Below are 23,377 nucleotides of genomic sequence, written 5' to 3' on the forward strand. Positions count from 1 at the left end.
TAATGGCAGACAACAAGAAACGCCCGGGTAAAGATCTTGACCGTATCGACCGCAACATCCTGAATGAGCTGCAGAAGGATGGGCGTATTTCGAACGTCGAGCTTTCGAAGCGCGTGGGGTTATCCCCTACACCATGTTTGGAACGCGTGCGCCGTCTCGAGCGCCAGGGTTTCATTCATGGCTATACCGCATTGCTGAACCCGCATTATCTGGATGCGTCCCTGCTGGTTTTCGTGGAGATCACGTTGAACCGCGGCGCGCCGGATGTGTTTGAGCAATTCAACTCGGCAGTGCAGAAGCTTGAAGAGATTCAGGAGTGTCATCTGGTTTCCGGCGATTTCGACTACCTGTTGAAAACCCGCGTACCGGACATGTCGGCTTACCGCAAATTGCTGGGCGAAACCTTGCTGCGTTTGCCGGGGGTTAACGACACCCGTACCTACGTAGTGATGGAAGAAGTGAAACAGAGTAACCGTCTGGTTATCAAAACACGGTAAGGTGCAGGTGCAAAACCTGATTAAATTGGTTACACTCCTGTTTATTCATACAGTTTCGGCGCCGGGGCAGTTTCTCGGCGCTGTTGCTATGTCAGCTAACAGGAACCTGGAGAGCCTTTCTTGAGCCAGGAATATACAGAAGATAAAGAAGTTACCCTGAAAAGACTCAGCAGTGGCCGGCGTTTGCTGGAAGCTGTGCTTATCGTGGTAGCGATTTTTGCCGTTTACCTCATGGCTGCGCTGGTCAGTTTCAACCCGTCTGACCCAAGCTGGTCGCAGACCGCGTGGCATGAGCCGATTCACAATCTGGGCGGCGGTGTCGGGGCCTGGTTGGCCGATACGCTGTTCTTCACCTTCGGGGTGCTCGCCTACGCGATACCGCCGATCATGCTGGTCCTGTGCTGGGCGGCTTATCGCCAACGCAGCAACAGAGACTACATCGACTATTTCGCGCTTTCCCTGCGCCTGATCGGCACCCTGGCGTTAGTGCTCACCTCCTGTGGGTTGGCGGCGCTGAACGTTGACGATCTCTATTACTTCGCCTCCGGCGGCGTGATCGGCAGCCTGCTGAGCAACGCCATGTTGCCGTGGTTCAACGGCATCGGCGCTACGCTGGCGCTGCTGTGCGTATGGGCGGCGGGGTTGACGCTGTTTACCGGCTGGTCCTGGCTGGTGATCGCCGAGAAGATCGGCGGGGCGGTGTTGGGCGTTGCGACGGTGATGACCAATCGCTCACGTCGCGAAGAGCGCTATTTCGAAGATGACGAGCGTTACGTTGACGACGAGCCTGAGCAGGCAGGGAAGGGTGCCGCCGCAGCGGTTGCCGCGACCGCCGTCGGAGCCGCGGCCGCCGATGACGACGTGCTGTTCTCCGCGCCTTCGGTTACCGAAAGCGCCAAAGCGGCGGCGGAAGACGCCGCCGATCCGTTGCTCAGCGGCCTGAGAGCCGACGATGACGAGCTTGAAGCAGAAGCCGCACCCAGCGCGCCGGTGGCTTCGCCTGCACCGACGGTGAAGGCAGAGATCCACGAGCCCGTCGCTGCACCGATCGCCGCTCAGGCGCCGTCGGTAACGGTGGCGCCGGCCGCGCCGGCCTCGGTCAATCAGCACCCGGTAAGTGCGCCGGCGCAAGACGCTACGCCGCCGCTGTATTCCTTCGAGATCCCGGAAGAAACGCCTGCGCCTAAGGCGACGCGTCCTGTCGATCCTTATCAGGATGACGATGAGCCGCGCCTTGGCAACTGGCAAGAGCCGGCCGCGCCGCAGCCGCCGGCGCGTTCTCCCTTTGATTTTACCGCCGCACAGCGTGACAGCGTTGACATCGGCAGTTCGAGCGGTTTCAGCGCCACCGGCGCCAAACCGCAGCCGGATACGGCGGCAGCCGCTGCTGCGGGCGTTGCGGCGGCGACCTTTATGCCGGCCTTCACGGCGACCAGCGACGGCAATCCGCAGGTTAAGCAGGGCATCGGCCCTGAGCTGCCGCGGCCGAACCCGGTGCGCATCCCGACCCGTCGTGAGCTGGCTTCCTACGGCATCAAGCTGCCTTCGCAGCGTGCGGCCGAACAGGAACAGCGCCAGACAGAGGCGGAGCCTCAACAGCTGACGGCGGCGAACCCGCAGGAAGAAGAGGCGCTGCAAGAAGCCGCGCTGCGCCAGGCGTTCGCCGAGCAGCAAAGCCAGCGCTACGGCGAAAGCTACGCGTCGGAGCAGGATGATGAACAGGCTCAGCAGGAGGCTGAGCTGAGCAAAGCGTTCGCCGAGCAACAGAGCCAGCGTTACGGCGAAGACCAGCAGGACGACGAAGCGGCGCGGCAAGAGGCCGCGCTGCGTCAGGCATTCGCCGAGCAGCAGCAGGCGCGTTATGGCCAGCAAGAGCCTGCTCCGCAGGCGCCGGCCGCCAGTCCGGTCGATACCCGCAATGCTTTCAGCTTCTCGCCGATGGCGGATCTGGTGGACGATGGTCCGAGCGAGCCGATGTTCACGCTGTCGCCGCAGCTTGAAGAGCGCATTGAACTGGAAAGCGAACAAGAGGACGACGTGCCGTTCGGCCAGTTTGAGCCTGCGGCGCCGGCTGCTCAACCTCAGCAATCGCACCCTCAGCCTCAACAATACCAGCAGCCGCAGCAACAACCGTATCAGCAGCCGTCGCAGCAGCAATATCAGCATCAGCAGCCGCAGCAACAGCCGCAGGTGCAGCAGCCTCAGCAACCTCAGGCCGAGCAGCATCCGGCGATGGACAGCTTGATTCACCCGTTCCTGATGCGCAACGATCAGCCGCTGCAGAAACCGACCACGCCTCTGCCGACGCTGGATCTGCTGACCGAAGCGCCGAAAGAAGTGGAGCCGGTCGATTCCTTCGCGCTGGAACAGAAAGCGCGCCTGGTGGAGGCCAGCCTGGCCGATTATCGCGTGAAAGCCGACGTGGTGGACATCCTGCCGGGGCCGGTCATCACCCGCTTCGAGCTGGATCTGGCGCCGGGCGTTAAAGCGGCGCGCATTTCCAACCTGTCGCGCGATCTGGCGCGCTCGCTGTCGACTTCGGCGGTGCGCGTGGTGGAAGTGATCCCCGGTAAGCCTTATGTCGGTCTGGAGCTGCCGAACGCCAAGCGGCAAACGGTATACCTGCGCGAGGTGCTGGATTGCCCGGCCTTCCGCGACAACCCGTCGCCGCTGTCCATCGTATTGGGTAAAGACATCTCCGGCGAGCCGGTGGTGGCCGATCTGGGCAAAATGCCGCACTTGCTGGTCGCCGGTACCACCGGCTCCGGTAAATCGGTCGGGGTCAACGCCATGATCCTGAGCATCCTGTATAAGGCCACGCCGAAAGAAGTGCGCTTTATCATGATTGACCCGAAAATGCTGGAACTGTCGGTTTACGAAGGCATTCCGCACCTGTTGACCGACGTGGTCACCGACATGAAAGACGCCGCCAATGCGCTGCGCTGGTGCGTGGGCGAAATGGAACGCCGCTATAAGCTGATGTCAGCTCTGGGCGTGCGTAACCTGGCCGGCTACAACGAACGCGTCGATCAGGCCGAAGCGATGGGGCGTCCGATCCCGGATCCGTTCTGGAAACCGACCGACAGCATGGACATCACGCCGCCGGTGTTGGAGAAAGAGCCGTACATCGTGGTGATGGTCGACGAATTCGCCGATCTGATCATGACGGTCGGCAAGAAGGTCGAAGAGCTGATCGCCCGTCTGGCGCAAAAAGCGCGTGCGGCGGGCATCCACCTGGTGCTGGCGACCCAGCGTCCGTCGGTGGATGTGATCACCGGCCTGATCAAGGCCAACATCCCGACGCGTATCGCCTTTACCGTGTCGAGCAAGATAGACTCCCGCACCATCCTCGATCAGGGGGGCGCCGAGTCCTTGCTGGGCATGGGCGATATGCTTTATCTGGCGCCGAACTCCTCGATCCCGGTGCGCGTACATGGCGCATTCGTGCGCGATCAGGAAGTGCACGCGGTGGTCAAGGATTGGAAAGCGCGCGAGCGGCCCCAATATAAAGAGGGCATTCTCAGCGGCGGTGAAGACGGCGAGGGCGGTGCCGGCGGCGGTATGGACGGTGACGAAGAGCTGGATCCGCTGTTTGATCAGGCGGTGGATTTCGTGGTGGATAAACGCCGCGCCTCCATCTCCGGCGTACAGCGCCAGTTCCGCATCGGCTATAACCGCGCCGCGCGCATCATTGAACAGATGGAAGCGCAGGGCATTGTCAGCGAGCAGGGGCACAACGGCAACCGCGAGGTGCTGGCGCCGCCGCGGCACGATTGATGGTCGTTTAGCCATTGCAACTCAATAAGAAAGGGCCGCTTAAGCGGCCCTTGTGCAAAGAAGCGTAAACCCGTTTCTTCTCGGAACATTGGCCTACCTGCCGTTCGCCGGCTTCGGGTAAAGTAACGGGGTAAAGGGTTGATTTGACCCGCACGGCGCCGCCTTGCGGTTAACGCATTTCATAAGGTATCTGGAATAATGAAAAAACTGTTAGTTGCCTGCTGTCTGCTTTCGGGATTCGCTTCTACCTCCGTGCTGGCCGACGCTGCACAGGATCTGCAAAGTCGCCTGTCGAAGGTGAACAGTTTCCACGCCAGTTTCTCGCAAACCGTGACCAGCGCCGACGGGGCCGCGGTGCAACAGGGTGAAGGCGAGCTGTGGGTGAAGCGGCCGAACCTGTTCAACTGGCACATGACGTCACCCGATGAGAGCGTGCTGGTCTCCGATGGCCAAACCCTGTGGTTCTATAACCCGTTCGTTGAGCAGGTGACGGCGACCTGGCTGAAGAACGCCACCGGCAATACGCCGTTTATGCTGATCACCCGCAACAATGCCAGCGACTGGAAGCAGTACAACGTGAAGCAAAAGGGCGATGATTTCGAGCTGACGCCGAAATCCGCCAGCGGCAACCTGAAGCAGTTCGCCATCAGCGTGACCAACAGCGGCACCATCCGCAGCTTCGCCGCGGTGGAGCAGGACGGCCAGCGCAGCGCTTATACGCTGAAAAGCCAGCAGAACGTCACCGCCGATCCGGCCAAATTCAAATTTACCCCGCCGAAGGGGGTGACGCTGGACGACCAGCGCCAGTGAGGTGCAAGTGAGTAATAATCTGTCGCTCGATTTTTCCCAGAACGAGTTCCAGCCGTTGGCCGCGCGTATGCGGCCGACCACGCTGGCGCAGTATATCGGCCAGCAGCACCTGCTGGCCGCCGGCAAGCCGCTGCCGCGCGCTATCGAGGCCGGGCAGCTGCACTCGATGATTCTATGGGGGCCGCCGGGCACAGGGAAGACGACGTTGGCAGAGCTGATCGGCCGTTATGGTCAGGCGGACGTCGAGCGGATCTCCGCCGTGACCTCCGGGATCAAGGAGATCCGCGAGGCGATCGAGCGGGCGCGGCAAAACCGCGACGCCGGCCGTCGCACTATTCTGTTCGTCGATGAAGTGCACCGCTTCAACAAAAGTCAGCAGGACGCCTTCCTGCCGCACATTGAAGATGGCACCATCACCTTTATCGGCGCCACTACCGAAAACCCGTCGTTCGAACTGAACTCGGCGCTGCTGTCGCGCGCCCGCGTCTATTTGTTGAAGGCGCTGACTGCCGAAGATATCGGCCAGGTGCTGGATCAGGCGATGAACGACAAGGCGCGCGGTTTTGGCGGCCAGAACGTCGAGCTGCCGGCGGAAACGCGCCGCCTGCTGTCGGAGCTGGTGGGGGGCGATGCGCGCCGGGCGCTGAACAGCCTGGAAATGATGGCGGACATGGCGGAGCTCGACGCCAAAGGCGTACGGGTGCTGACGCCGGAGCTGCTGAAGGAGGTGTCGGGCGAGCGCAGCGCGCGCTTCGACAACAAGGGCGACCGTTATTACGACCTGATTTCCGCGCTGCATAAATCGGTGCGTGGTTCGGCGCCGGACGCCGCGCTGTACTGGTATGCGCGCATCATTACCGCCGGCGGCGATCCGCTCTATGTGGCGCGCCGTCTGTTGGCGATTGCCTCTGAAGACGTGGGCAACGCCGATCCGCGCGGCATGCAGGTGGCGATCGCCGCCTGGGATTGTTTTACCCGCGTGGGGCCGGCGGAGGGCGAGCGCGCCATTGCGCAGGCGATTGTTTACCTGGCCTGCGCGCCGAAAAGCAACGCGGTTTACACCGCGTTCAAGGCCGCCATGCGCGACGCCAAAGAGCAGGCCGATTATGACGTGCCGGAGCATTTGCGCAACGCGCCGACCAAGCTGATGAAGGAAATGGGGCTGGGGGCGGAATACCGTTACGCTCACGACGAACCCAACGCCTACGCCGCCGGCGAGAACTACTTCCCGCCCGAAATGGCCAACACGCGCTACTACCAACCGACCTCGCGCGGGCTGGAAGGGAAAATCGGCGAAAAGTTGGCATGGCTGGCTGAGCAGGATCAAAATAGCCCGACAAAACGCTACCGCTAGCGTGGCCGTTGCGGTAAGGTTAGCGGGTATCACTCTTCTTTTATGCGGCTATAAATCAGCCGCATAGAACAACAACACTTCTTTCAATAACAACAAGCACAGGATTAGCATGCTCGATCCCAATCTGCTGCGTAATGAGCTAGACGCAGTCGCCGTCAAACTGGCTCGCCGAGGCTTTAAACTCGATCTGGATCTGCTGCGTTCGCAGGAAGAACGCCGCAAAGTTCTGCAGGTAGAAACTGAAACGCTGCAAGCGGAACGCAACTCCCGATCGAAATCCATCGGCGCGGCCAAAGCGCGTGGGGAAGACATCGAGCCGCTGCGTCGCGAAGTGAACGAGCTGGGTGACAAGCTGGATGCCGCCAAGGCGGAACTGGATGCGCTGCAGAGCGAGATCCGCGATTATGCCCTGACGCTGCCTAACCTGCCGGACGACGCCGTGCCGGACGGTAAAGACGACAGCGAAAACCTGGAAGTCACCCGCTGGGGTGAACCGCGCCAATACGACTTCGCGGTGCGCGATCATGTCGATCTGGGCGAAATGGCCGGCGGGCTGGATTTTGCCGCCGCGGTTAAGCTGACCGGTTCGCGCTTCGTGGTGATGAAAGGGCAAATCGCCCGCATGCACCGCGCGCTGTCCCAGTTCATGCTGGATCTGCACACCGAACAGCACGGCTACCTGGAGGCCTACGTGCCTTACCTGGTCAACCACGCCACGCTGTACGGCACCGGCCAACTGCCGAAGTTCGGCGAAGACCTGTTCCATACCCGCCCGCTGGAAGAAGAAGCCGACAGCAGCAACTACGCGCTGATCCCAACGGCGGAAGTGCCGCTGACCAACCTGGTGCGCGACGAGATCGTGGAAGAGGAAACTCTGCCGCTGAAGATGACCGCGCACACGCCATGCTTCCGTGCGGAAGCCGGTTCTTACGGCCGTGACACCCGCGGTTTGATCCGCATGCACCAGTTCGACAAGGTTGAAATGGTGCAGATCGTTCGTCCGGAAGATTCGATGGATGCCCTGGAAGAGCTGACCGGCCACGCGGAAAAAGTGCTGCAGCTGCTGAACCTGCCTTACCGCAAGGTGCTGCTGTGCACCGGCGACATGGGCTTCGGCGCATGCAAAACCTACGATCTGGAAGTGTGGCTGCCGGCGCAGAACACCTACCGCGAGATCTCGTCCTGCTCCAACATGTGGGACTTCCAGGCACGCCGCATGCAGGCGCGCTGCCGTAGCAAGGCCGACAAGAAGCCGCGTCTGGTCCACACGCTGAACGGCTCCGGCCTGGCGGTTGGCCGTACGCTGGTGGCGGTGCTGGAAAACTACCAGCAGGCCGACGGCCGCATTCAGGTACCTGAAGTGCTGCGTCCATATATGGGCGGCCTGGAATACATCGGCTAAACGACAAACCACGAAAAAAGCGCCTGCGGGCGCTTTTTTTATGCCGAGAGTTCAGCCCGTCGCCAGCGTATAAGCCTGTTGAATGTAGTCCGCCAGATGCTTGCTTTTCACCTCGTCGGGCGAGTGGAGCTTGATGTGCCGCCGATACTGGCCGTTGCCTTCGAGCTGGAGATAACGATCTTCCAATCGGTAGCCGTGGCCGAACTCCACCGTGACGTGGTGGCGATAGGCGAAAACGCCGCAGAAAAATTGGCTATGCGAGAACATGATGCCGCCGTATTTGACCGATTCGGTGACGCCGTTGCCGCTCGCCGCAGCGATCCGCCGCACCTGCTGCACAATGGCCAGCAGGTCACCTTGCGTACTGCCGATGTCCGCCAGCAGGGCCTCTACCGCCGCATCATTTGCCTGACTCATCTCGCTTCTCCGTCGTTAAATCCGCTCTGCGCTGAGCATAGCGCTTTTTCAGCCGCTTAGCCGGAAACAAATCGTGCGCTGGAATGATAAGAGGCGATTGACTTTTTTATCGCCAGTGGCATGATGCGCGCACTCTCATTGCGCGTTCGGTCACAATTTCACTATGTCCGCTTACTCCCGCCCGGTGCTCTTATTGCTCTGCGGCCTCTTGCTGCTCACGGTATCCATTGCCGTTTTGAATACGTTAGTGCCGCTTTGGTTAACCCATGCTCAGCTGTCGACCTGGCAAGTGGGTATGGTCAGCTCCTCTTATTTCAGCGGCAACCTGTTGGGCACGTTGGTAGCGGGCAAACTGATCCAGCGCGTTGGCTTCACCCGCAGCTATCATCTCTCTTGTTTGCTGTTCGCCGCCGCGACCGCCGGCATGGTGCTGTCGATCGATTTCTGGAGCTGGCTGGGCTGGCGCTTCTTCGCCGGCGTCGGGTGTGCCTGGATCTGGGTGATCGTGGAGAGCGCGCTTTTGCGCAGCGGCAATTTGAGCAACCGTGGCCAGCTGCTGGCGGCCTATATGATTGTCTATTACCTCGGTACGGTGACCGGCCAGTTACTGTTGAGCATGACCTCGACCGAATTGCTGCACGTGGTGCCGTGGGTGACCGCGATCGTGATCAGCGCCATGCTGCCGATGCTGTTTGCGCGGGTCAACCGCCATGAAGACGAGCCGCAGCAGGCGGCGGTATGGACAATGTTGAGACGCCGCAGCGCGCGCCTGGGCATCAACGGCTGCATCATCTCCGGCATCGTGCTCGGCTCGCTGTATGGCCTGATGCCGCTGTATCTCTCTCATCAGGGCATGAGCGACGCTAACGTCGGCTACTGGATGGCGCTGTTGGTCAGCTCCGGCATCGTCGGCCAATGGCCTGTCGGGCGCCTGGCCGATCGTTACGGGCGCCTGCTGGTGCTGCGCATTCAGGTGTTTGTGGTGATCCTCGCCAGCGTGGCGATGCTCGGCAACTACGCCATGGCGCCTTCACTGTTCATCCTCGGCTGCGCCGGCTTTACCCTGTATCCGGTGGCGATGTCCTGGGCCTGCGAGAAGGCAATGCCGCACGAACTGGTGGCGATGAACCAGGCGCTGCTGATGAGTTATACCATCGGCAGCTTGCTGGGCCCATCGATGACGGCGCTGCTGATGCAGAACTATTCCGACCGCGTGCTGTTCGTGATGATAGCCGCCGTGGCGTTGGTTTACCTGCTGATGCTGCTGAAAAAGCAGAAGCCGGATCGCCATCACACGCCGTTCGCCGCCGCCTGAGCATAAAAAAAAACCGGCCATGAGCCGGTTTTTTCTTTGGCGCTGCGTCAGTCAGTAAATCACTTTGTGGCCGTAGCTTTCCAGGATGCCTTTGACGCGATCCATGGTCTCGGCCTTCGGCGGATGTACGCCGTCCAGTTTGTACTCTTCCCCCATCGCTATCCATTTGTGCTTGCCCAGCTCGTGGTAAGGCAGCAGCTCGATTTTCTCGATGTTGGTCATGTCTTTGGTGAACTCGCCCAGCAGGTGCGCCGATTTATCGTCGTCTGACCAGCCCGGCACCACCACGTAACGGATCCAGGTGCGCTGGTTGCGTTTCGCCAGATAGCGGGCGAATTCCAGCGTGCGGTGGTTGGAGACGCCGACCAGGTTCTGGTGGATCTCGTCGTTCATCTGTTTCAGATCCAGCATCACCAGATCGGTGGTGTCCAGCAATTCGTCGATCACCGGATCGTAGCGGCGCACGAAGCCATTGGTGTCCAGGCAGGTGTTGATGCCTTCGGCATGACAGGCGCGGAACCAGTCGCGCACGAATTCAGCCTGCAGGATCGCCTCGCCGCCGGACGCGGTCACGCCACCGCCGGAAGCGTTCATGAAGTGGCGGTAGGCCACCGCGTCTTTCATCAGCTCTTCGACGGTCACTTCTTTGCCGCCGTGGGTGTCCCAGGTGTCACGGTTATGGCAATAGAGGCAGCGCATCAGGCAGCCCTGGAAGAAGACGATAAAGCGGATCCCGGGCCCATCGACGGTGCCGCAGGATTCGAAGGAGTGGATGCGACCAGTTACTGACATTGCGGGGTTTTCTCCAATATGGACTGTCAAACGCAGTCTAAAAATAGGCGCGTGGCCGCCGGCCAGGTATCTGCGATGCAGCGGCGGGGGATCCGCCACCGGGGGTAATGATGCCTGTCGGCCGGTCAGTTGCCGGATAACTGTTTTGCCGGCTATCCATTCAGTATAGATGTCCGGCAAAACAGACTCGCACAGAGTCAGGGGAGAGCGGTGGGAGAAAAGGGCCGGCAGAACCGGCCCCGACGTTGGCACCGGGCGGTTTCCCGCCCGGTCGGCGTTATTACATCGTTTGAGTGAAGGTACGAGTAATGACGTCCTGCTGTTGCTCTTTGGTCAGCGAGTTGAAGCGCACGGCGTAACCGGAAACGCGGATGGTCAGCTGAGGGTATTTCTCAGGATTTTCCATCGCATCCAGCAGCATTTCGCGGTTCATTACGTTGACGTTCAGATGCTGACCGCCTTCGATGGAGGCTTCATGGTGGAAGTAACCATCCATCAGGCCCGCCAGGTTGGCTTTACGCACGTCGTCGTCTTTACCCAGCGCGTTAGGCACGATGGAGAAGGTGTAGGAGATCCCGTCTTTCGCGTAGGCAAACGGCAGTTTGGCTACCGAGGTCAGGGAGGCGACTGCACCTTTCTGATCGCGACCGTGCATCGGGTTGGCACCTGGACCGAACGGTGCGCCTGCGCGGCGGCCATCCGGGGTGTTACCGGTTTTCTTGCCGTACACCACGTTGGAGGTGATGGTCAGTACGGACTGGGTCGGTACCGCGTTGCGGTAGGTGCGCAGTTTCTGAATTTTCTTCATGAAACGTTCCACCAGGTCACAGGCGATGTCATCGACGCGGGCGTCGTTGTTACCGAACTGCGGGTACTCGCCTTCCACTTTGAAGTCGATAGCCAGGCCGTCTTCGTCGCGAATGGTGGTGACTTTCGCGTACTTGATGGCGGACAGGGAGTCGGCCGCAACGGACAGACCGGCGATGCCGCAAGCCATGGTGCGATAAACGTCACGGTCATGCAGCGCCATCAGCGCAGCTTCGTAGCTGTACTTGTCGTGCATGTAGTGAATGATGTTCAGCGCGGTCACGTACTGCTTGGCCAGCCAATCCATAAAGTGGTCCATGCGGGCCATGACTTTGTCATAGTCCAGCACTTCGTCCATCATCGGCGCTTCTTTCGGGCCGACCTGCATTTTCAGTTTCTCGTCAACGCCGCCGTTGATGGCGTAAAGCATGGTTTTCGCCAGGTTGGCGCGGGCGCCGAAGAACTGCATTTGCTTACCGACGATCATCGGGCTGACGCAACAGGCGATGGCGTAGTCATCGTTGTTGAAGTCAGGACGCATCAGGTCGTCGTTTTCGTACTGTACGGAAGAGGTGTCGATGGACACTTTCGCCGCGAATTTCTTGAAGTTCAGCGGCAGCTTCTCAGACCACAGGATGGTCATGTTCGGCTCCGGCGACGGCCCCATGGTGTACAGGGTGTTCAGGAAGCGGAAGCTGTTTTTGGTGACCAGGGTACGGCCGTCGACGCCCATACCGGCCAGGGATTCAGTCGCCCAGATTGGGTCGCCGGAGAACAGTTCATCGTACTCAGGGGTACGCAGGAAGCGCACCATACGCAGTTTCATCACCAGGTGGTCGATCAGTTCCTGCGCTTGCTCTTCGGTCAGTTTGCCCGCCTTGATGTCGCGTTCGATGAACACGTCGAGGAAGGTGGACACGCGGCCGAAGGACATGGCGGCGCCGTTCTGGGATTTCACCGCGGCCAGGTAGCCGAAGTAGGTCCACTGCACCGCTTCTTGGGCGCTGGTGGCCGGGCCGGAGATGTCGTAACCGTATTTGGCGGCCATCTCTTTGATCTGAGCCAGAGCGCGATGCTGTTCAGCGATCTCTTCGCGCAGCTGGATGGTCATTTCCAGGTCTTCGCCGTTTTCCAGTTTTTCCTGCAGCGATTTGAACTGGTTCAGCTTGTCGGCCATCAGGAAGTCGATGCCGTACAGCGCCACGCGGCGGTAGTCGCCGATGATGCGGCCACGGCCGTAAGCGTCTGGCAGACCGGTCAGCACGCCGGATTTACGGCAGTTCAGGATGTCTTTGGTGTAAACGTCGAATACGCCCTGGTTGTGGGTTTTACGGTATTCGGTGAACACTTTTTTCAGCTGCGGATCCAGTTCGCGGCCGTACACTTTGCACGAACCTTCGACCATTTTGATGCCGCCGAACGGGATCAGCGCGCGTTTCAGAGGGGCGTCGGTCTGCAGACCCACGATGGTTTCCAGCTCTTTGGCGATGTAACCCGCGTCGTGAGAAACGATGGTTGAAGCAACGTTGGTGTCGAAATCAACCGGCGCATGAGTGCGGTTTTCCAGTTTGATCCCTTCCATAACCTTGTCCCACAAGGTGGTGGTGGCTTGAGTTGCGCCAGCCAGGAAGGATTCGTCACCTTCATAAGGCGTGTAGTTTTTCTGGATGAAGTCACGAACGTTGACTTCATTCTGCCAGTCACCCTTGCTGAAACCTTCCCAAGCGTTGGCTAATTTCTCGTTAAGTTCGGTCATTGTACACCTACCTTTGATTGTGGATTTCTAACTCTGCGCGCGGTAACTCACAGCTTAGTGCTGTTCGCGGCCCCCACGCAGATAAATTACCCAGTAAGTCAACCCAACCAGCAGACCGCCGCCGATGATGTTACCAATGGTGACCGGAATCAGGTTGTCGATGATGAAGTTGCTTACTGTCAGATGAGCGAATTGCTCAGGTACCGCCCCTACGGCTTGCCAGAACTCCGGCGTGGCGAAGTGTTTGACCACGATGCCCATAGGGATCATAAACATGTTGGCGATGCTGTGTTCGAAGCCGCTGGCGACAAACATACCGACCGGCAGCACCATGGCGAGCATCTTGTCGGTCAGGGTACGGCCGGAGTAGCTCATCCAGACCGCCAGGCAGACCATCAGGTTAGCCAGAATGCCGAGGCAGACGGCTTCGATAAAGGTGTGATGCAGCTTGTGGTCCGCGGTTTGCAGAACATTCAGGCCCCACTGGCCGTTGGCGACCATATACTCGCCGGAGAACCAGATCAGCGCCACGAAGAACAGCGCGCCGACCAGGTTGCCGAGATAAACGTTCAGCCAGTTGGCGCCCAGTTGGCCCCAGCTGATGCGGCCGCTGGCCTTGGCGATGACGATAAGCACGGTAGAGGTGAACAGGTCGGCGCCCGACACCACCACCAGCATTAACCCGAGAGAGAAACAGATGCCGCCGACCAGTTTCGCCAGCCCGAAAGGCACGCCGGCGGTGCCGGTGGTCGCCGTAATGTAGAAAACGAAGGCGATGGAAATGAAGACACCGGCGGTGATCGCCAAATAAAACGTTTTCAGCGGATGTTTGGTGGCTTTATACACGCCGGCATCTTCAGCGATTTTCGCCGTTGCCGCAGGTAAAATCAGATCGAATGGGCTGTCAGTTTTCAAACTAACTCTCGCTCTTAAGGGTTAAAACAACGCAATGAGATACTAGCAAAGCAGTATAGGGGAAAATTTGATTTGGATCATAAGGCGGGGAAGTAGAGCGCCAAAATGGCATGTTTTTAGTGTGGTTTTTATGTTTAATTAATTGAATTTAAACAAAAAACAATTTTTTAATGTTTGCAATTTTTTTTGAATTCACCCGGTGTGCCGAGGGTGTCAAAGTTAAATTTTTAGGCGTTTTGTCGCCGTTCGTCGCTGAAAGTTTAATTATCGGTTAATTATTATTTCACCGTCCGGCAACAATCGCCGGTTTATTTATTCTTATGCTCGTTTAACCGCCTATTTTCCTGCGGGAAAATAAAACAGAATGCGTTGAAATAAACCGCAAAATGAAAACGCTGCAGCGGAGTGCGGCGTTTGACCGGGAGGGTACCCCAAAAGTGGCGGTACCCCCAATGGCGATTAGGCCTTGGCCCAGTGACGGCGCTTGGCCGCCTGCAGCTTCTCGTAGGCCGCCAGCAGCGCCTGATGGGCCGGCAACGCCTTCAGATCGGCATCGACGGCGAACAGCCCGTTGAAGCGCTCTTCACCGCTGATGGCGGCCGAGGCCGCGTCCACCGCTTCCTGGCCGTACATTTTCACGAACGCGGTATAGTATTGCGCCGCTTCGCGCTCAGGCTCCTGCGCCAGCAGCAACAGCGTTTGCAGGCAACGGTAGTAGTTGCTGCGCGCCGGGCTCAGCACCGAGGCGTTGAAGTCCTGCGTCCATTCGGTCCAAATCAGCGCCTGATCCAGATCGCCGCCCGCCAGCGCCAGCATCGACTTCAGCTCGCCCACGCGCAGGGTATACCAGGCGTTGTCTTTGCCGCTGGCAATGCCCAGCAGTTCGCGTACGCGGGTGAAATCGTCCAGCCCTTCGTCGTCCAACTGCTCGATCAGCGCCAGGTATTCTTCCGGCTCCCACTCGCTGCCCGGCAACGCCAGCAGCGTATCGCGCAGGTGCGCGCCCATGCTGTTGTTGGCCAGCAGCAGGTCTTCCGCCGGGTAGATATCGGACATGCCCGGCACGATGATGCGGCAAGCGTAGACGCCCAGGTGTTCGTAGTCGGCGATGTACACTTCCGCGTCTTCTTTGTCGAAGATGCTCATCAGGGTGGCGAACTCTTCCTGCGTGCTGCCGCTGAAGTTCCAGTCAACGAACGGATAGTCCGCGTCCTGCTTGAACAGATCCCAGGAGATCAGGCCGCTGGAGTCGATGAAGTGCGTTTCCAGGTTGGTGTGTTCCGCCACTTCTTCGTCATCGAAGGTCGGCGCGGTGAACACGTCGAGATCTTTCAGGCTGCGGCCCTGAAGCAGTTCGGTCACCGTGCGCTCCAGCGCCACGCCGAAGTCCGGGTGCGCGCCGAACGAGGCGAAGCAGGTGCCGTTGGTCGGGTTGAACAGCACCACGCAGATCACCGGGTAGTTGCCGCCCAGCGAGGCGTCGTAGGAGAGGATTGGGAAACCTTCCTCTTCCAGCTTGGCGATGGCTTCCACCACGCCCGGGTAGCGGTTCAGCACCTCGTCCGGGATCGCCGGCAGGCTGATGGATTCGGCGATAATGCGGTTTTTCACATAGCGCTCGAACACTTCCGACAGGCCCTGCACGCGCGCTTCGTTGGCGGTGTTGCCGGCGGACATGCCGTTGGAAACATACAGGTTGCCGATGATGTTCATCGGAATGTATACCGTTTGCTGATCGGACTGACGGGTGAACGGCAGCGCGCAGATGCCGCGATCGGCATTGCCGGACTGCAGATCGACAAGATCGCTGGCGCTCAGCTCTTGTTGCGGATCGTAGAAGGCGTGCAGACGCTCGTCGAGGATGCCGGCCGGCAGCGCATCGTCCGCTGGGATCGGGAACCATTTCTCATTCGGGTAGTGCACGAAGTCGCCTTCGGCGATCTGCTTGCCCAGATAGAAATCGGCGAAGAAGTAGTTGGTGGACAGGCGCTCGAAATATTCACCCAGCGCAGAGGCCAACGCGGCTTTTTTGCTGGCGCCTTTGCCGTTGGTGAAGCACAGCGGGCAATCGCGATCGCGAATGTGCACCGACCATACGTGCGGCACCGGGTTCAGCCAGGAGGCTTCTTCGATGTTGAAACCGAGATCGCTCAGTTTCTGCTGGAAACGGGCGATGGAATCTTCCAGGGCGGCGTCTTTACCGGGGATAAAAGTTTGCGTCATTGTCTTCACTTTTTGCGCGTACTAAAAACGCGCAATGATACGGGGTTTTACGCTGGAGCTCCACGTATTCCTAAAGCGGCGGCAAAGTCACAGTTTTTTTAAGGATAAAGGCCATAATTCAGCGAGTTATCTGTCACGGAGAAATCTAATGAAATCAGTGAAACTCAGCGTGTTAACCCTTTTGTTGACCGGCGTCAGCGCCTCGGCGCTGGCGCTGCCCAACATCACCCTGCTGGCGACCGGCGGCACCATCGCCGGCGGCGGCGATTCGGCGACGAAATCCAACTATACCGCGGGCAAACTGGGCGTCGAGGCGCTGGTCGATGCGGTGCCGGCGCTGAAGAACATCGCCAACGTGCAGGGGGAGCAGGTGGTTAACATCGGCTCGCAGGACATGAACGATCAGGTCTGGCTGACGTTGGCGAAGAAAATTGACGCCGACTGCGGCAAAACCGACGGCTTCGTCATCACCCACGGCACCGATACGCTGGAAGAGACGGCCTATTTCCTCGATCTGACGGTGAAGTGCGACAAGCCGGTAGTGCTGGTCGGGGCGATGCGGCCGGCGACGGCGATGAGCGCCGACGGCCCGTTCAATCTGTATAACGCGGTGGTGACGGCGGCGGATCCGCAATCGGCCAACCGCGGGGTGCTGGTGGCGATGAACGACCGCGTGCTGGACGCACGAGATGTCACCAAAACCAGCACCACCGCCGTGCAAACCTTCCAGTCGCCGAACTTCGGCCCGCTCGGGTATATCCACAACGGCAAGATCGATTATCAGCGTTCGCCGCAGCGCAAGCACACCCGGGAGACGCCGTTCGACGTCAGCAAGCTGAACGAACTGCCGAAGGTCGGCATCATTTACAACTACGCCAACGCCTCTGATGCGCCGGTCAAGGCGTTGATCGCCGAAGGGTACCAGGGCATCGTCAGCGCCGGGGTCGGCAACGGCAACCTGTATAAAACCGTGTTCGACACCCTGGCGACGGCGGCGCACAGCGGCGTGGCGGTAGTGCGTTCTTCGCGCGTGCCGACCGGCGCCACCACGGAGGATGCGGAAGTGGACGACGCCAAGTACGGCTTCGTGGCCGCCGGCACGCTGAATCCGCAAAAGGCCCGCATTCTGCTGCAGCTGGCGTTGACGCAAACCAAAGATGCGAAGCAGATCCAGCAAATGTTCAATCAGTACTGATCGTTTTCTCTCCTGCGGGGGCCGTCCGGGCTCCCGCAGCCATCTCGGCTGAATACAGCATAAAACACCGCGTTAACCCGCTGAATTTCCCCATGTCGCAGGGTTTTATCGTCCAAAAAAACGCGCCGACCGCAGAGCCTGTCATCACCCGGTGCGCCTGTTTGCCGCCGGCGGGCGAATAAGCGTTGCAGCCATGGGGCGTGAGTGATAAAACCGAAGGGTTGGTTAACGCGAGCGTTAACTTCGGGCGTCTTTTCGACAGGTCGCTTTTCTGCGGCGAACAGTGAATGTGGTGAGGGGAAATGACTCAGGTTTATAATTTTAGCTCTGGCCCGGCGATGCTGCCGGTGGAAGTGTTGCGTCGTGCGGAACAGGAACTGTGCAACTGGCACGGCCTGGGAACGTCAGTGATGGAGATCAGTCACCGCAGCAAAGAATTCATCGCCGTAGCCGAGCAGGCGGAACAGGATCTGCGCGATCTGCTGAAAGTCCCCTCCAACTATAAAGTGCTGTTTTGCCACGGCGGCGCCCGCGCGCAATTCGCCGCGCTGCCGCTGAACCTGCTGGGCGACAAGGCCACCGCCGACTACATCGACGGCGGCTATTGGGCGCATAGCGCCATCAAGGAAGCGGAAAAGTATTGCACCCCGAACGTCATCGACGTGAAAACCCGCATCGACGGCCTGAGCGGCATCAAGCCGATGAAAGAGTGGCAGCTGAGCGACGACGCGGCTTACGTGCATTATTGCCCAAATGAAACCATCGACGGCGTAGCCATCGATGAAACGCCGGACTTCGGCGACAAAGTGGTGATCGGCGATTACTCCTCGACCATCCTGTCCCGCCCGCTCGACGTCAGCCGCTTCGGCGTGATTTACGCCGGGGCACAGAAAAATATCGGCCCGGCCGGCCTGACGCTGGTGATTGTGCGTGACGATCTGTTGGGCAAGGCGCGTAAAGAAGTGCCGTCTATCCTCGATTACACTGTGCTGGCCGAGAACGATTCGATGTTCAACACCCCGCCGACCTTCGCCTGGTACCTGTCCGGGCTGGTATTCAAATGGTTGAAAGAGCAGGGCGGCCTGGTGGAGATGCAAAAACGCAATCAGGCCAAGGCCGAGCTGCTGTACGCGACCATCGATAAATCCGACTTCTACCGCAGCCAGGTGGCGATCGCCAACCGCTCGTGGATGAACGTGCCGTTCCAGCTGGCCGATGCGGCGCTGGATAAGGTGTTCCTCAGCGAAGCCGAGGCCATCGGCCTGCAGGCGCTGAAAGGCCACCGGGTAGTTGGCGGCATGCGCGCTTCTATTTACAATGCCATGCCGCTGGCCGGCGTACAGGCGCTGACCGACTTTATGACCGATTTCGAACGTCGTCACGGTTGATCCCGTCAGCTCGCCGGGCGCGGGCTGACCAGGCTGTTGTCCTTTTGCATTAAAGCGGCTCCGGCATTATTCCGGAGCCGTTTCGTTTATCAGAATTGGAGAGTTTTGTTCACATGGTGGATTCCCTGACGTTACAACCGGTCGCCCTGGTCAATGGCACCGTCAACTTACCCGGCTCCAAGAGCGTTTCTAACCGCGCTCTGCTGCTGGCGGCGCTGGCGGAGGGAACGACCCGGCTGACCAACTTGCTGGACAGCGACGATGTGCGTCATATGCTGAATGCGCTGCAGGCGTTGGGCGTGAACTACCGGCTTTCCGCCGACCGCACCGTGTGTGAAGTCACCGGCGTGGCTGGGCCGCTGGTGGCCGACCAGCCGCTGGAACTGTTCCTCGGCAACGCCGGCACCGCGATGCGCCCACTGGCGGCGGCGCTGTGCCTCGGCGAAGGCGACGTGGTGCTGACCGGCGAACCGCGTATGAAAGAACGTCCGATCGGCCATTTGGTGGACGCGTTGCGCCAGGGCGGGGCGCAGATTGATTACCTCGAACAGACCGATTATCCGCCGATTCGCCTGCGTGGCGGCTTCCAGGGCGGCGACGTCACCGTTGACGGCAGCGTCTCCAGCCAGTTCCTGACCGCGTTGCTGATGACCGCGCCGCTGGCGCCGCAGGATACGCAAATCCACATCAAAGGCGAGCTGGTTTCCAAGCCGTACATCGACATCACGTTGCACCTGATGCGCACCTTCGGCGTATCGGTGAGCCACGACAATTACCGGGTGTTCCATATTCAGGGGCGCCAGACGTATATCGCGCCGGGCGACTATCTGGTTGAAGGCGACGCTTCTTCCGCGTCCTACTTCCTGGCGGCGGCGGCGATCAAAGGCGGCACCGTGCGCGTGACCGGCATCGGCCGCAAAAGCGTGCAGGGTGACACCAAATTCGCCGATGTGCTGGAGAAGATGGGGGCGCGCATCACCTGGGGCGACGATTTTATCGAGTGCAGCCGCGGTGAACTGCGCGGCATAGATATGGACATGAACCACATTCCGGATGCGGCGATGACCATCGCCACCGCGGCGCTGTTCGCCGAGGGGCCGACCACCATCCGCAATATCTACAACTGGCGGGTAAAGGAAACTGACCGTCTGGCGGCGATGGCCACCGAGCTGCGTAAAGTGGGGGCGGAAGTGGACGAGGGCGAAGACTACATTCACGTCGTGCCGCCGGCCAAGCTGCAGTTCGCCGAGATCGGCACCTACAACGATCACCGCATGGCGATGTGCTTCTCGCTGGTGGCGCTGTCGGATACCCCGGTCACGATCCTCGATCCGAAGTGCACCGTGAAAACCTTCCCGGACTATTTCGAACAGCTGGCTCGCATCAGCCAGCCGGCGTAACCGTCAGATCATTTCTTTTAAGGCCCCTTTGCGGGCCTTTATCGTTTTTAACCCCCGGCGACCGGCGTTTCTTCTATACTTTTTCGCGGTTGTGCGCTTATTTTCAACAACCGGACAGTTCCAGGGTAACAGATCGCCGTAGGGCAGCGTATAATACGCCACCGTATTTGCCCCTGATTGGGCAGGTGACAGAGCGCCCGGGCTTCGAGTCGAAGCGCGCCGTGTCTCTGTGAGGTTTTCTACCTGAAGGAGAGAGAAATGACGGCTACAGCCCCGGTGATAACCGTTGATGGACCAAGTGGCGCAGGCAAAGGCACGCTGTGTAAAGCGTTGGCCGAGTCCCTTGGTTGGCGTTTGCTGGATTCCGGCGCGATCTATCGCGTGCTGGCGCTGGCGGCGTTGCATCATCAGGTGGATATCACTTCTGAGGAAGCGCTGGTTCCGCTGGCCGCACATCTCGATGTTCGCTTCGTTGCCCAGGACGGCAAGCTGCAAGTGATTTTGGAAGGTGAGGACGTCAGCAATGAGATCCGCACCGAAACCGTCGGCAACACCGCGTCGCAAGCGGCGGCGTTTCCGCGCGTGCGCGAGGCGCTGCTGCGCCGCCAGCGCGCGTTTCGCGAGGCCCCCGGCCTGATTGCCGATGGCCGCGACATGGGCACGGTGGTGTTCCCGGACGCGCCGGTCAAGATTTTCCTCGACGCCAGCTCGGAGGAGCGCGCGCACCGCCGCATGCTGCAGTTGCAGGAAAAGGGCTTTAATGTTAACTTTGAACGTCTTTTAGCCGAGATAAAGGAACGGGACGACCGTGACCGTAATCGGCCTATCGCGCCTCTGGTGCCCGCTTCTGACGCCCTCGTGCTGGATTCTACCAGCATGTCGATTGAAGAAGTGATCCGGCAGGCGTTGACGTATGCACAGAAAGTGTTGGCGTTGCCGCAGCAATAAGCGCGGCGGCGCTATTGGCTTTTTGTCATATTTGTCATAGCGGTATCGCAATATATCGGGTAAAATTTTACCCCTGTAACCTTAAACCCTGTCGGCATGGAGCCAATGGCGGGGTATGTGAAACAACCCCATTCGGCGGGACGCTAAATGGACGTTAAACTAAAGAACCCTGAAGATTAACAACATGACTGAATCTTTCGCTCAACTCTTTGAAGAATCCTTAAAAGAAATCGAAACCCGCCCGGGTTCCATCGTTCGTGGCGTCGTTGTTGCTATCGACAAAGATATCGTACTGGTTGACGCCGGTCTGAAATCTGAGTCTGCCATCCCGGCTGAGCAATTCAAAAACGCCCAGGGCGAGCTGGAAATCCAGGTTGGTGACGAAGTTGACGTTGCTCTGGATGCTGTTGAAGACGGCTTCGGTGAAACCCTGCTGTCCCGTGAGAAAGCTAAGCGTCACGAAGCTTGGATCACGCTGGAAAAAGCCTACGAAGAAGCTGAGACTGTAACCGGTGTTATCAACGGCAAAGTGAAGGGTGGCTTCACCGTCGAGCTGAACGGCATCCGCGCGTTCCTGCCAGGTTCCCTGGTTGACGTGCGTCCGGTACGTGACACTCTGCACCTGGAAGGCAAAGAGCTTGAGTTCAAAGTCATCAAGCTGGATCAGAAGCGCAACAACGTTGTCGTTTCTCGCCGTGCGGTTATCGAATCCGAGAACAGCGCTGAGCGCGATCAACTGCTGGAAAACCTGCAGGAAGGCATGGAAGTTAAAGGTATCGTTAAGAACCTCACTGACTACGGTGCATTCGTTGATCTGGGCGGCGTAGACGGCCTGCTGCACATCACTGACATGGCTTGGAAACGCGTTAAGCATCCAAGCGAAATCGTCAACGTTGGCGATGAAATCACTGTTAAAGTGCTGAAGTTCGACCGCGAGCGTACTCGTGTATCCCTGGGCCTGAAACAGCTGGGCGAAGATCCATGGGTTGCTATCGCGAAACGTTACCCAGAAGGCACCAAGCTGACTGGCCGTGTAACCAACCTGACTGATTACGGCTGCTTCGTAGAAATCGAAGAAGGCGTTGAAGGTCTGGTACACGTTTCTGAAATGGATTGGACCAACAAAAACATCCATCCGTCCAAAGTTGTTAACGTGGGCGACGTAGTGGAAGTGATGGTTCTGGACATCGATGAAGAACGTCGTCGTATCTCCCTGGGCCTGAAGCAGTGCAAATCCAACCCATGGCAGCAGTTCGCAGAGACCCACAACAAGGGCGACCGCGTTGAAGGTAAAATCAAGTCTATCACTGACTTCGGTATCTTCATCGGCCTGGACGGCGGCATCGACGGCCTGGTTCACCTGTCTGACATCTCCTGGAACGTTGCAGGCGAAGAAGCAGTACGTGAATACAAGAAAGGCGACGAAATCGCTGCGGTTGTTCTGCAAGTTGACGCAGAGCGCGAGCGTATCTCCCTGGGCGTGAAGCAACTGGCTGAAGACCCGTTCAATAACTACCTGTCTATGAACAAGAAAGGTGCTATTGTTACTGGTAAAGTCACTGCAGTTGACGCCAAAGGTGCTACAGTTGAATTGGCAGGCGGCGTAGAAGGTTACCTGCGTGCATCTGAAGCCTCTCGCGACCGCATTGAAGATGCAACTCTGGTTCTGAACGTAGGTGACGAAGTTGAAGCTAAATTCACCGGCGTTGACCGTAAGAACCGCGTTGTAAGCCTGTCCGTACGTGCTAAGGACGAAGCTGACGAGAAAGACGCCATCGCAACTGTTAACAACAAACAGGAAGAAGGCAACTTCTCTAACGCAATGGCTGAAGCTTTCAAAGCGGCTAAAGGCGAGTAATGACGGGGGGCGGTCTCTGACCGCCCCGATACGGTAGTTTAGCTGCAAAGCTTGGAGGTACTATGACCAAGTCTGAACTTATTGAAAGACTTGCTGGCCAGCAATCTCATATTCCGGCGAAGGCCGTTGAGGATGCAGTGAAAGAGATGCTTGAGCACATGGCCGCTACGCTGGCTGAGGGCGAACGCATTGAGATCCGCGGATTCGGCAGTTTTTCTCTTCACTACCGTGCCCCGCGTGTAGGTCGCAACCCGAAAACCGGTGACAAAGTTGAGCTGGACGGCAAGTACGTTCCTCACTTCAAACCAGGCAAAGAGTTGCGTGACCGCGCCAATATCTATGGCTAGTCGCTGACTGCTCATAGCGTTGTTGCTTGAAAAGAATATAAAACGGTGCCTGTAAGGCGCCGTTTTTTTTGCCTGCAATTCTCCGCGATACGCTCGCGAGTTGCGTATTGCGCCGCATTGACGATGTGGCTCCTGCATAGATCTCTCTTATCCTGCCATGTTCAGCGCATCTTCGT

At 58.9% G+C, this 23,377-nt stretch carries 17 protein-coding genes; 12 read left to right on the top strand and 5 right to left on the bottom strand.

What is annotated here, in order from left to right; translation table 11 throughout:
- Positions 1 to 2 precede the first annotated feature (2 nt).
- From lrp to serS, 5 genes are all read left to right on the top strand, one after another.
- Complete coding sequence (gene lrp / locus CPH57_RS05120; protein ID WP_004928318.1) at positions 3 to 497, top strand: leucine-responsive transcriptional regulator Lrp; 495 nt, start codon at positions 3 to 5, stop codon at positions 495 to 497.
- A gap of 120 nt (positions 498 to 617) precedes the next feature.
- Positions 618 to 4,274 carry a DNA translocase FtsK 4TM domain-containing protein gene (locus tag CPH57_RS05125; RefSeq protein WP_069100879.1) on the top strand — a complete coding sequence of 1,219 codons (3,657 nt, stop codon included), beginning with the start codon at positions 618 to 620 and terminating at the stop codon, positions 4,272 to 4,274.
- 198 nt (positions 4,275 to 4,472) lie between these two features.
- Positions 4,473 to 5,084, top strand: a complete 612-nt coding sequence (gene lolA / locus CPH57_RS05130) for an outer membrane lipoprotein chaperone LolA (RefSeq protein ID WP_096242107.1) — start codon at positions 4,473 to 4,475, stop codon at positions 5,082 to 5,084.
- 67 nt (positions 5,085 to 5,151) lie between these two features.
- Positions 5,152 to 6,438 carry a replication-associated recombination protein A gene (locus CPH57_RS05135; RefSeq protein WP_046897122.1) on the top strand — a complete coding sequence of 429 codons (1,287 nt, stop codon included), beginning with the start codon at positions 5,152 to 5,154 and terminating at the stop codon, positions 6,436 to 6,438.
- Between the two features lie 109 nt (positions 6,439 to 6,547).
- Complete coding sequence (gene serS / locus CPH57_RS05140; RefSeq protein ID WP_033642556.1) at positions 6,548 to 7,840, top strand: serine--tRNA ligase; 1,293 nt, start codon at positions 6,548 to 6,550, stop codon at positions 7,838 to 7,840.
- Between the two features lie 51 nt (positions 7,841 to 7,891).
- Here the strand turns inward: serS and CPH57_RS05145 are convergent, their stop codons facing one another.
- Positions 7,892 to 8,257, bottom strand: coding sequence for a DUF1801 domain-containing protein (locus tag CPH57_RS05145; protein WP_060421731.1), 366 nt, complete (start codon positions 8,255 to 8,257; stop codon positions 7,892 to 7,894).
- A gap of 163 nt (positions 8,258 to 8,420) precedes the next feature.
- On the opposite strand from CPH57_RS05145, the gene CPH57_RS05150 reads away from it, so the two are divergent.
- Positions 8,421 to 9,572 carry an MFS transporter gene (locus tag CPH57_RS05150; RefSeq protein WP_033642558.1) on the top strand — a complete coding sequence of 384 codons (1,152 nt, stop codon included), beginning with the start codon at positions 8,421 to 8,423 and terminating at the stop codon, positions 9,570 to 9,572.
- Between the two features lie 51 nt (positions 9,573 to 9,623).
- Here the strand turns inward: CPH57_RS05150 and pflA are convergent, their stop codons facing one another.
- From pflA to ycaO, 4 genes are all read right to left on the bottom strand, one after another.
- The gene (gene pflA, locus CPH57_RS05155) at positions 9,624 to 10,364 is read right to left on the bottom strand and encodes a pyruvate formate lyase 1-activating protein (RefSeq protein ID WP_031299859.1); all 741 of its coding nucleotides are present in this window, start codon (positions 10,362 to 10,364) and stop codon (positions 9,624 to 9,626) included.
- A 280-nt stretch (positions 10,365 to 10,644) separates the two neighbouring features.
- Positions 10,645 to 12,927, bottom strand: a complete 2,283-nt coding sequence (pflB, locus tag CPH57_RS05160) for a formate C-acetyltransferase (protein ID WP_004928286.1) — start codon at positions 12,925 to 12,927, stop codon at positions 10,645 to 10,647.
- A gap of 54 nt (positions 12,928 to 12,981) precedes the next feature.
- The gene (gene focA / locus CPH57_RS05165) at positions 12,982 to 13,842 is read right to left on the bottom strand and encodes a formate transporter FocA (protein WP_019454548.1); all 861 of its coding nucleotides are present in this window, start codon (positions 13,840 to 13,842) and stop codon (positions 12,982 to 12,984) included.
- Positions 13,843 to 14,301: 459 nt separating this feature from the next.
- Positions 14,302 to 16,065, bottom strand: a complete 1,764-nt coding sequence (ycaO, locus tag CPH57_RS05170; RefSeq protein ID WP_033642559.1) for a 30S ribosomal protein S12 methylthiotransferase accessory factor YcaO — start codon at positions 16,063 to 16,065, stop codon at positions 14,302 to 14,304.
- Positions 16,066 to 16,213: 148 nt separating this feature from the next.
- Here ycaO and ansB point away from each other — a divergent pair, with 148 nt between their 5' ends.
- The 6 genes from ansB to ihfB all read left to right on the top strand — a co-directional run bounded on the left by ansB (position 16,214) and on the right by ihfB (position 23,201).
- Positions 16,214 to 17,260, top strand: coding sequence for an L-asparaginase 2 (ansB, locus tag CPH57_RS05175; protein WP_096242108.1), 1,047 nt, complete (start codon positions 16,214 to 16,216; stop codon positions 17,258 to 17,260).
- Between the two features lie 302 nt (positions 17,261 to 17,562).
- Entirely contained in the window at positions 17,563 to 18,648 is a 1,086-nt protein-coding gene (gene serC, locus CPH57_RS05180) for a 3-phosphoserine/phosphohydroxythreonine transaminase (RefSeq protein WP_046686771.1), read from the top strand.
- Between the two features lie 113 nt (positions 18,649 to 18,761).
- Positions 18,762 to 20,048, top strand: a complete 1,287-nt coding sequence (aroA, locus tag CPH57_RS05185) for a 3-phosphoshikimate 1-carboxyvinyltransferase (protein ID WP_096242109.1) — start codon at positions 18,762 to 18,764, stop codon at positions 20,046 to 20,048.
- Between the two features lie 258 nt (positions 20,049 to 20,306).
- On the top strand, positions 20,307 to 20,996 hold the full coding sequence (cmk, locus tag CPH57_RS05190; protein ID WP_004928270.1) for a (d)CMP kinase: 690 nt from the start codon (positions 20,307 to 20,309) through the stop codon (positions 20,994 to 20,996).
- 184 nt (positions 20,997 to 21,180) lie between these two features.
- Entirely contained in the window at positions 21,181 to 22,854 is a 1,674-nt protein-coding gene (gene rpsA, locus CPH57_RS05195; RefSeq protein WP_004928267.1) for a 30S ribosomal protein S1, read from the top strand.
- A gap of 62 nt (positions 22,855 to 22,916) precedes the next feature.
- The gene (gene ihfB / locus CPH57_RS05200; protein WP_004928264.1) at positions 22,917 to 23,201 is read left to right on the top strand and encodes an integration host factor subunit beta; all 285 of its coding nucleotides are present in this window, start codon (positions 22,917 to 22,919) and stop codon (positions 23,199 to 23,201) included.
- Positions 23,202 to 23,377 lie beyond the last annotated feature (176 nt).

This window comes from Serratia sp. JKS000199, from assembly GCF_900215455.1.
Lineage (GTDB): Bacteria > Pseudomonadota > Gammaproteobacteria > Enterobacterales > Enterobacteriaceae > Serratia > Serratia ureilytica.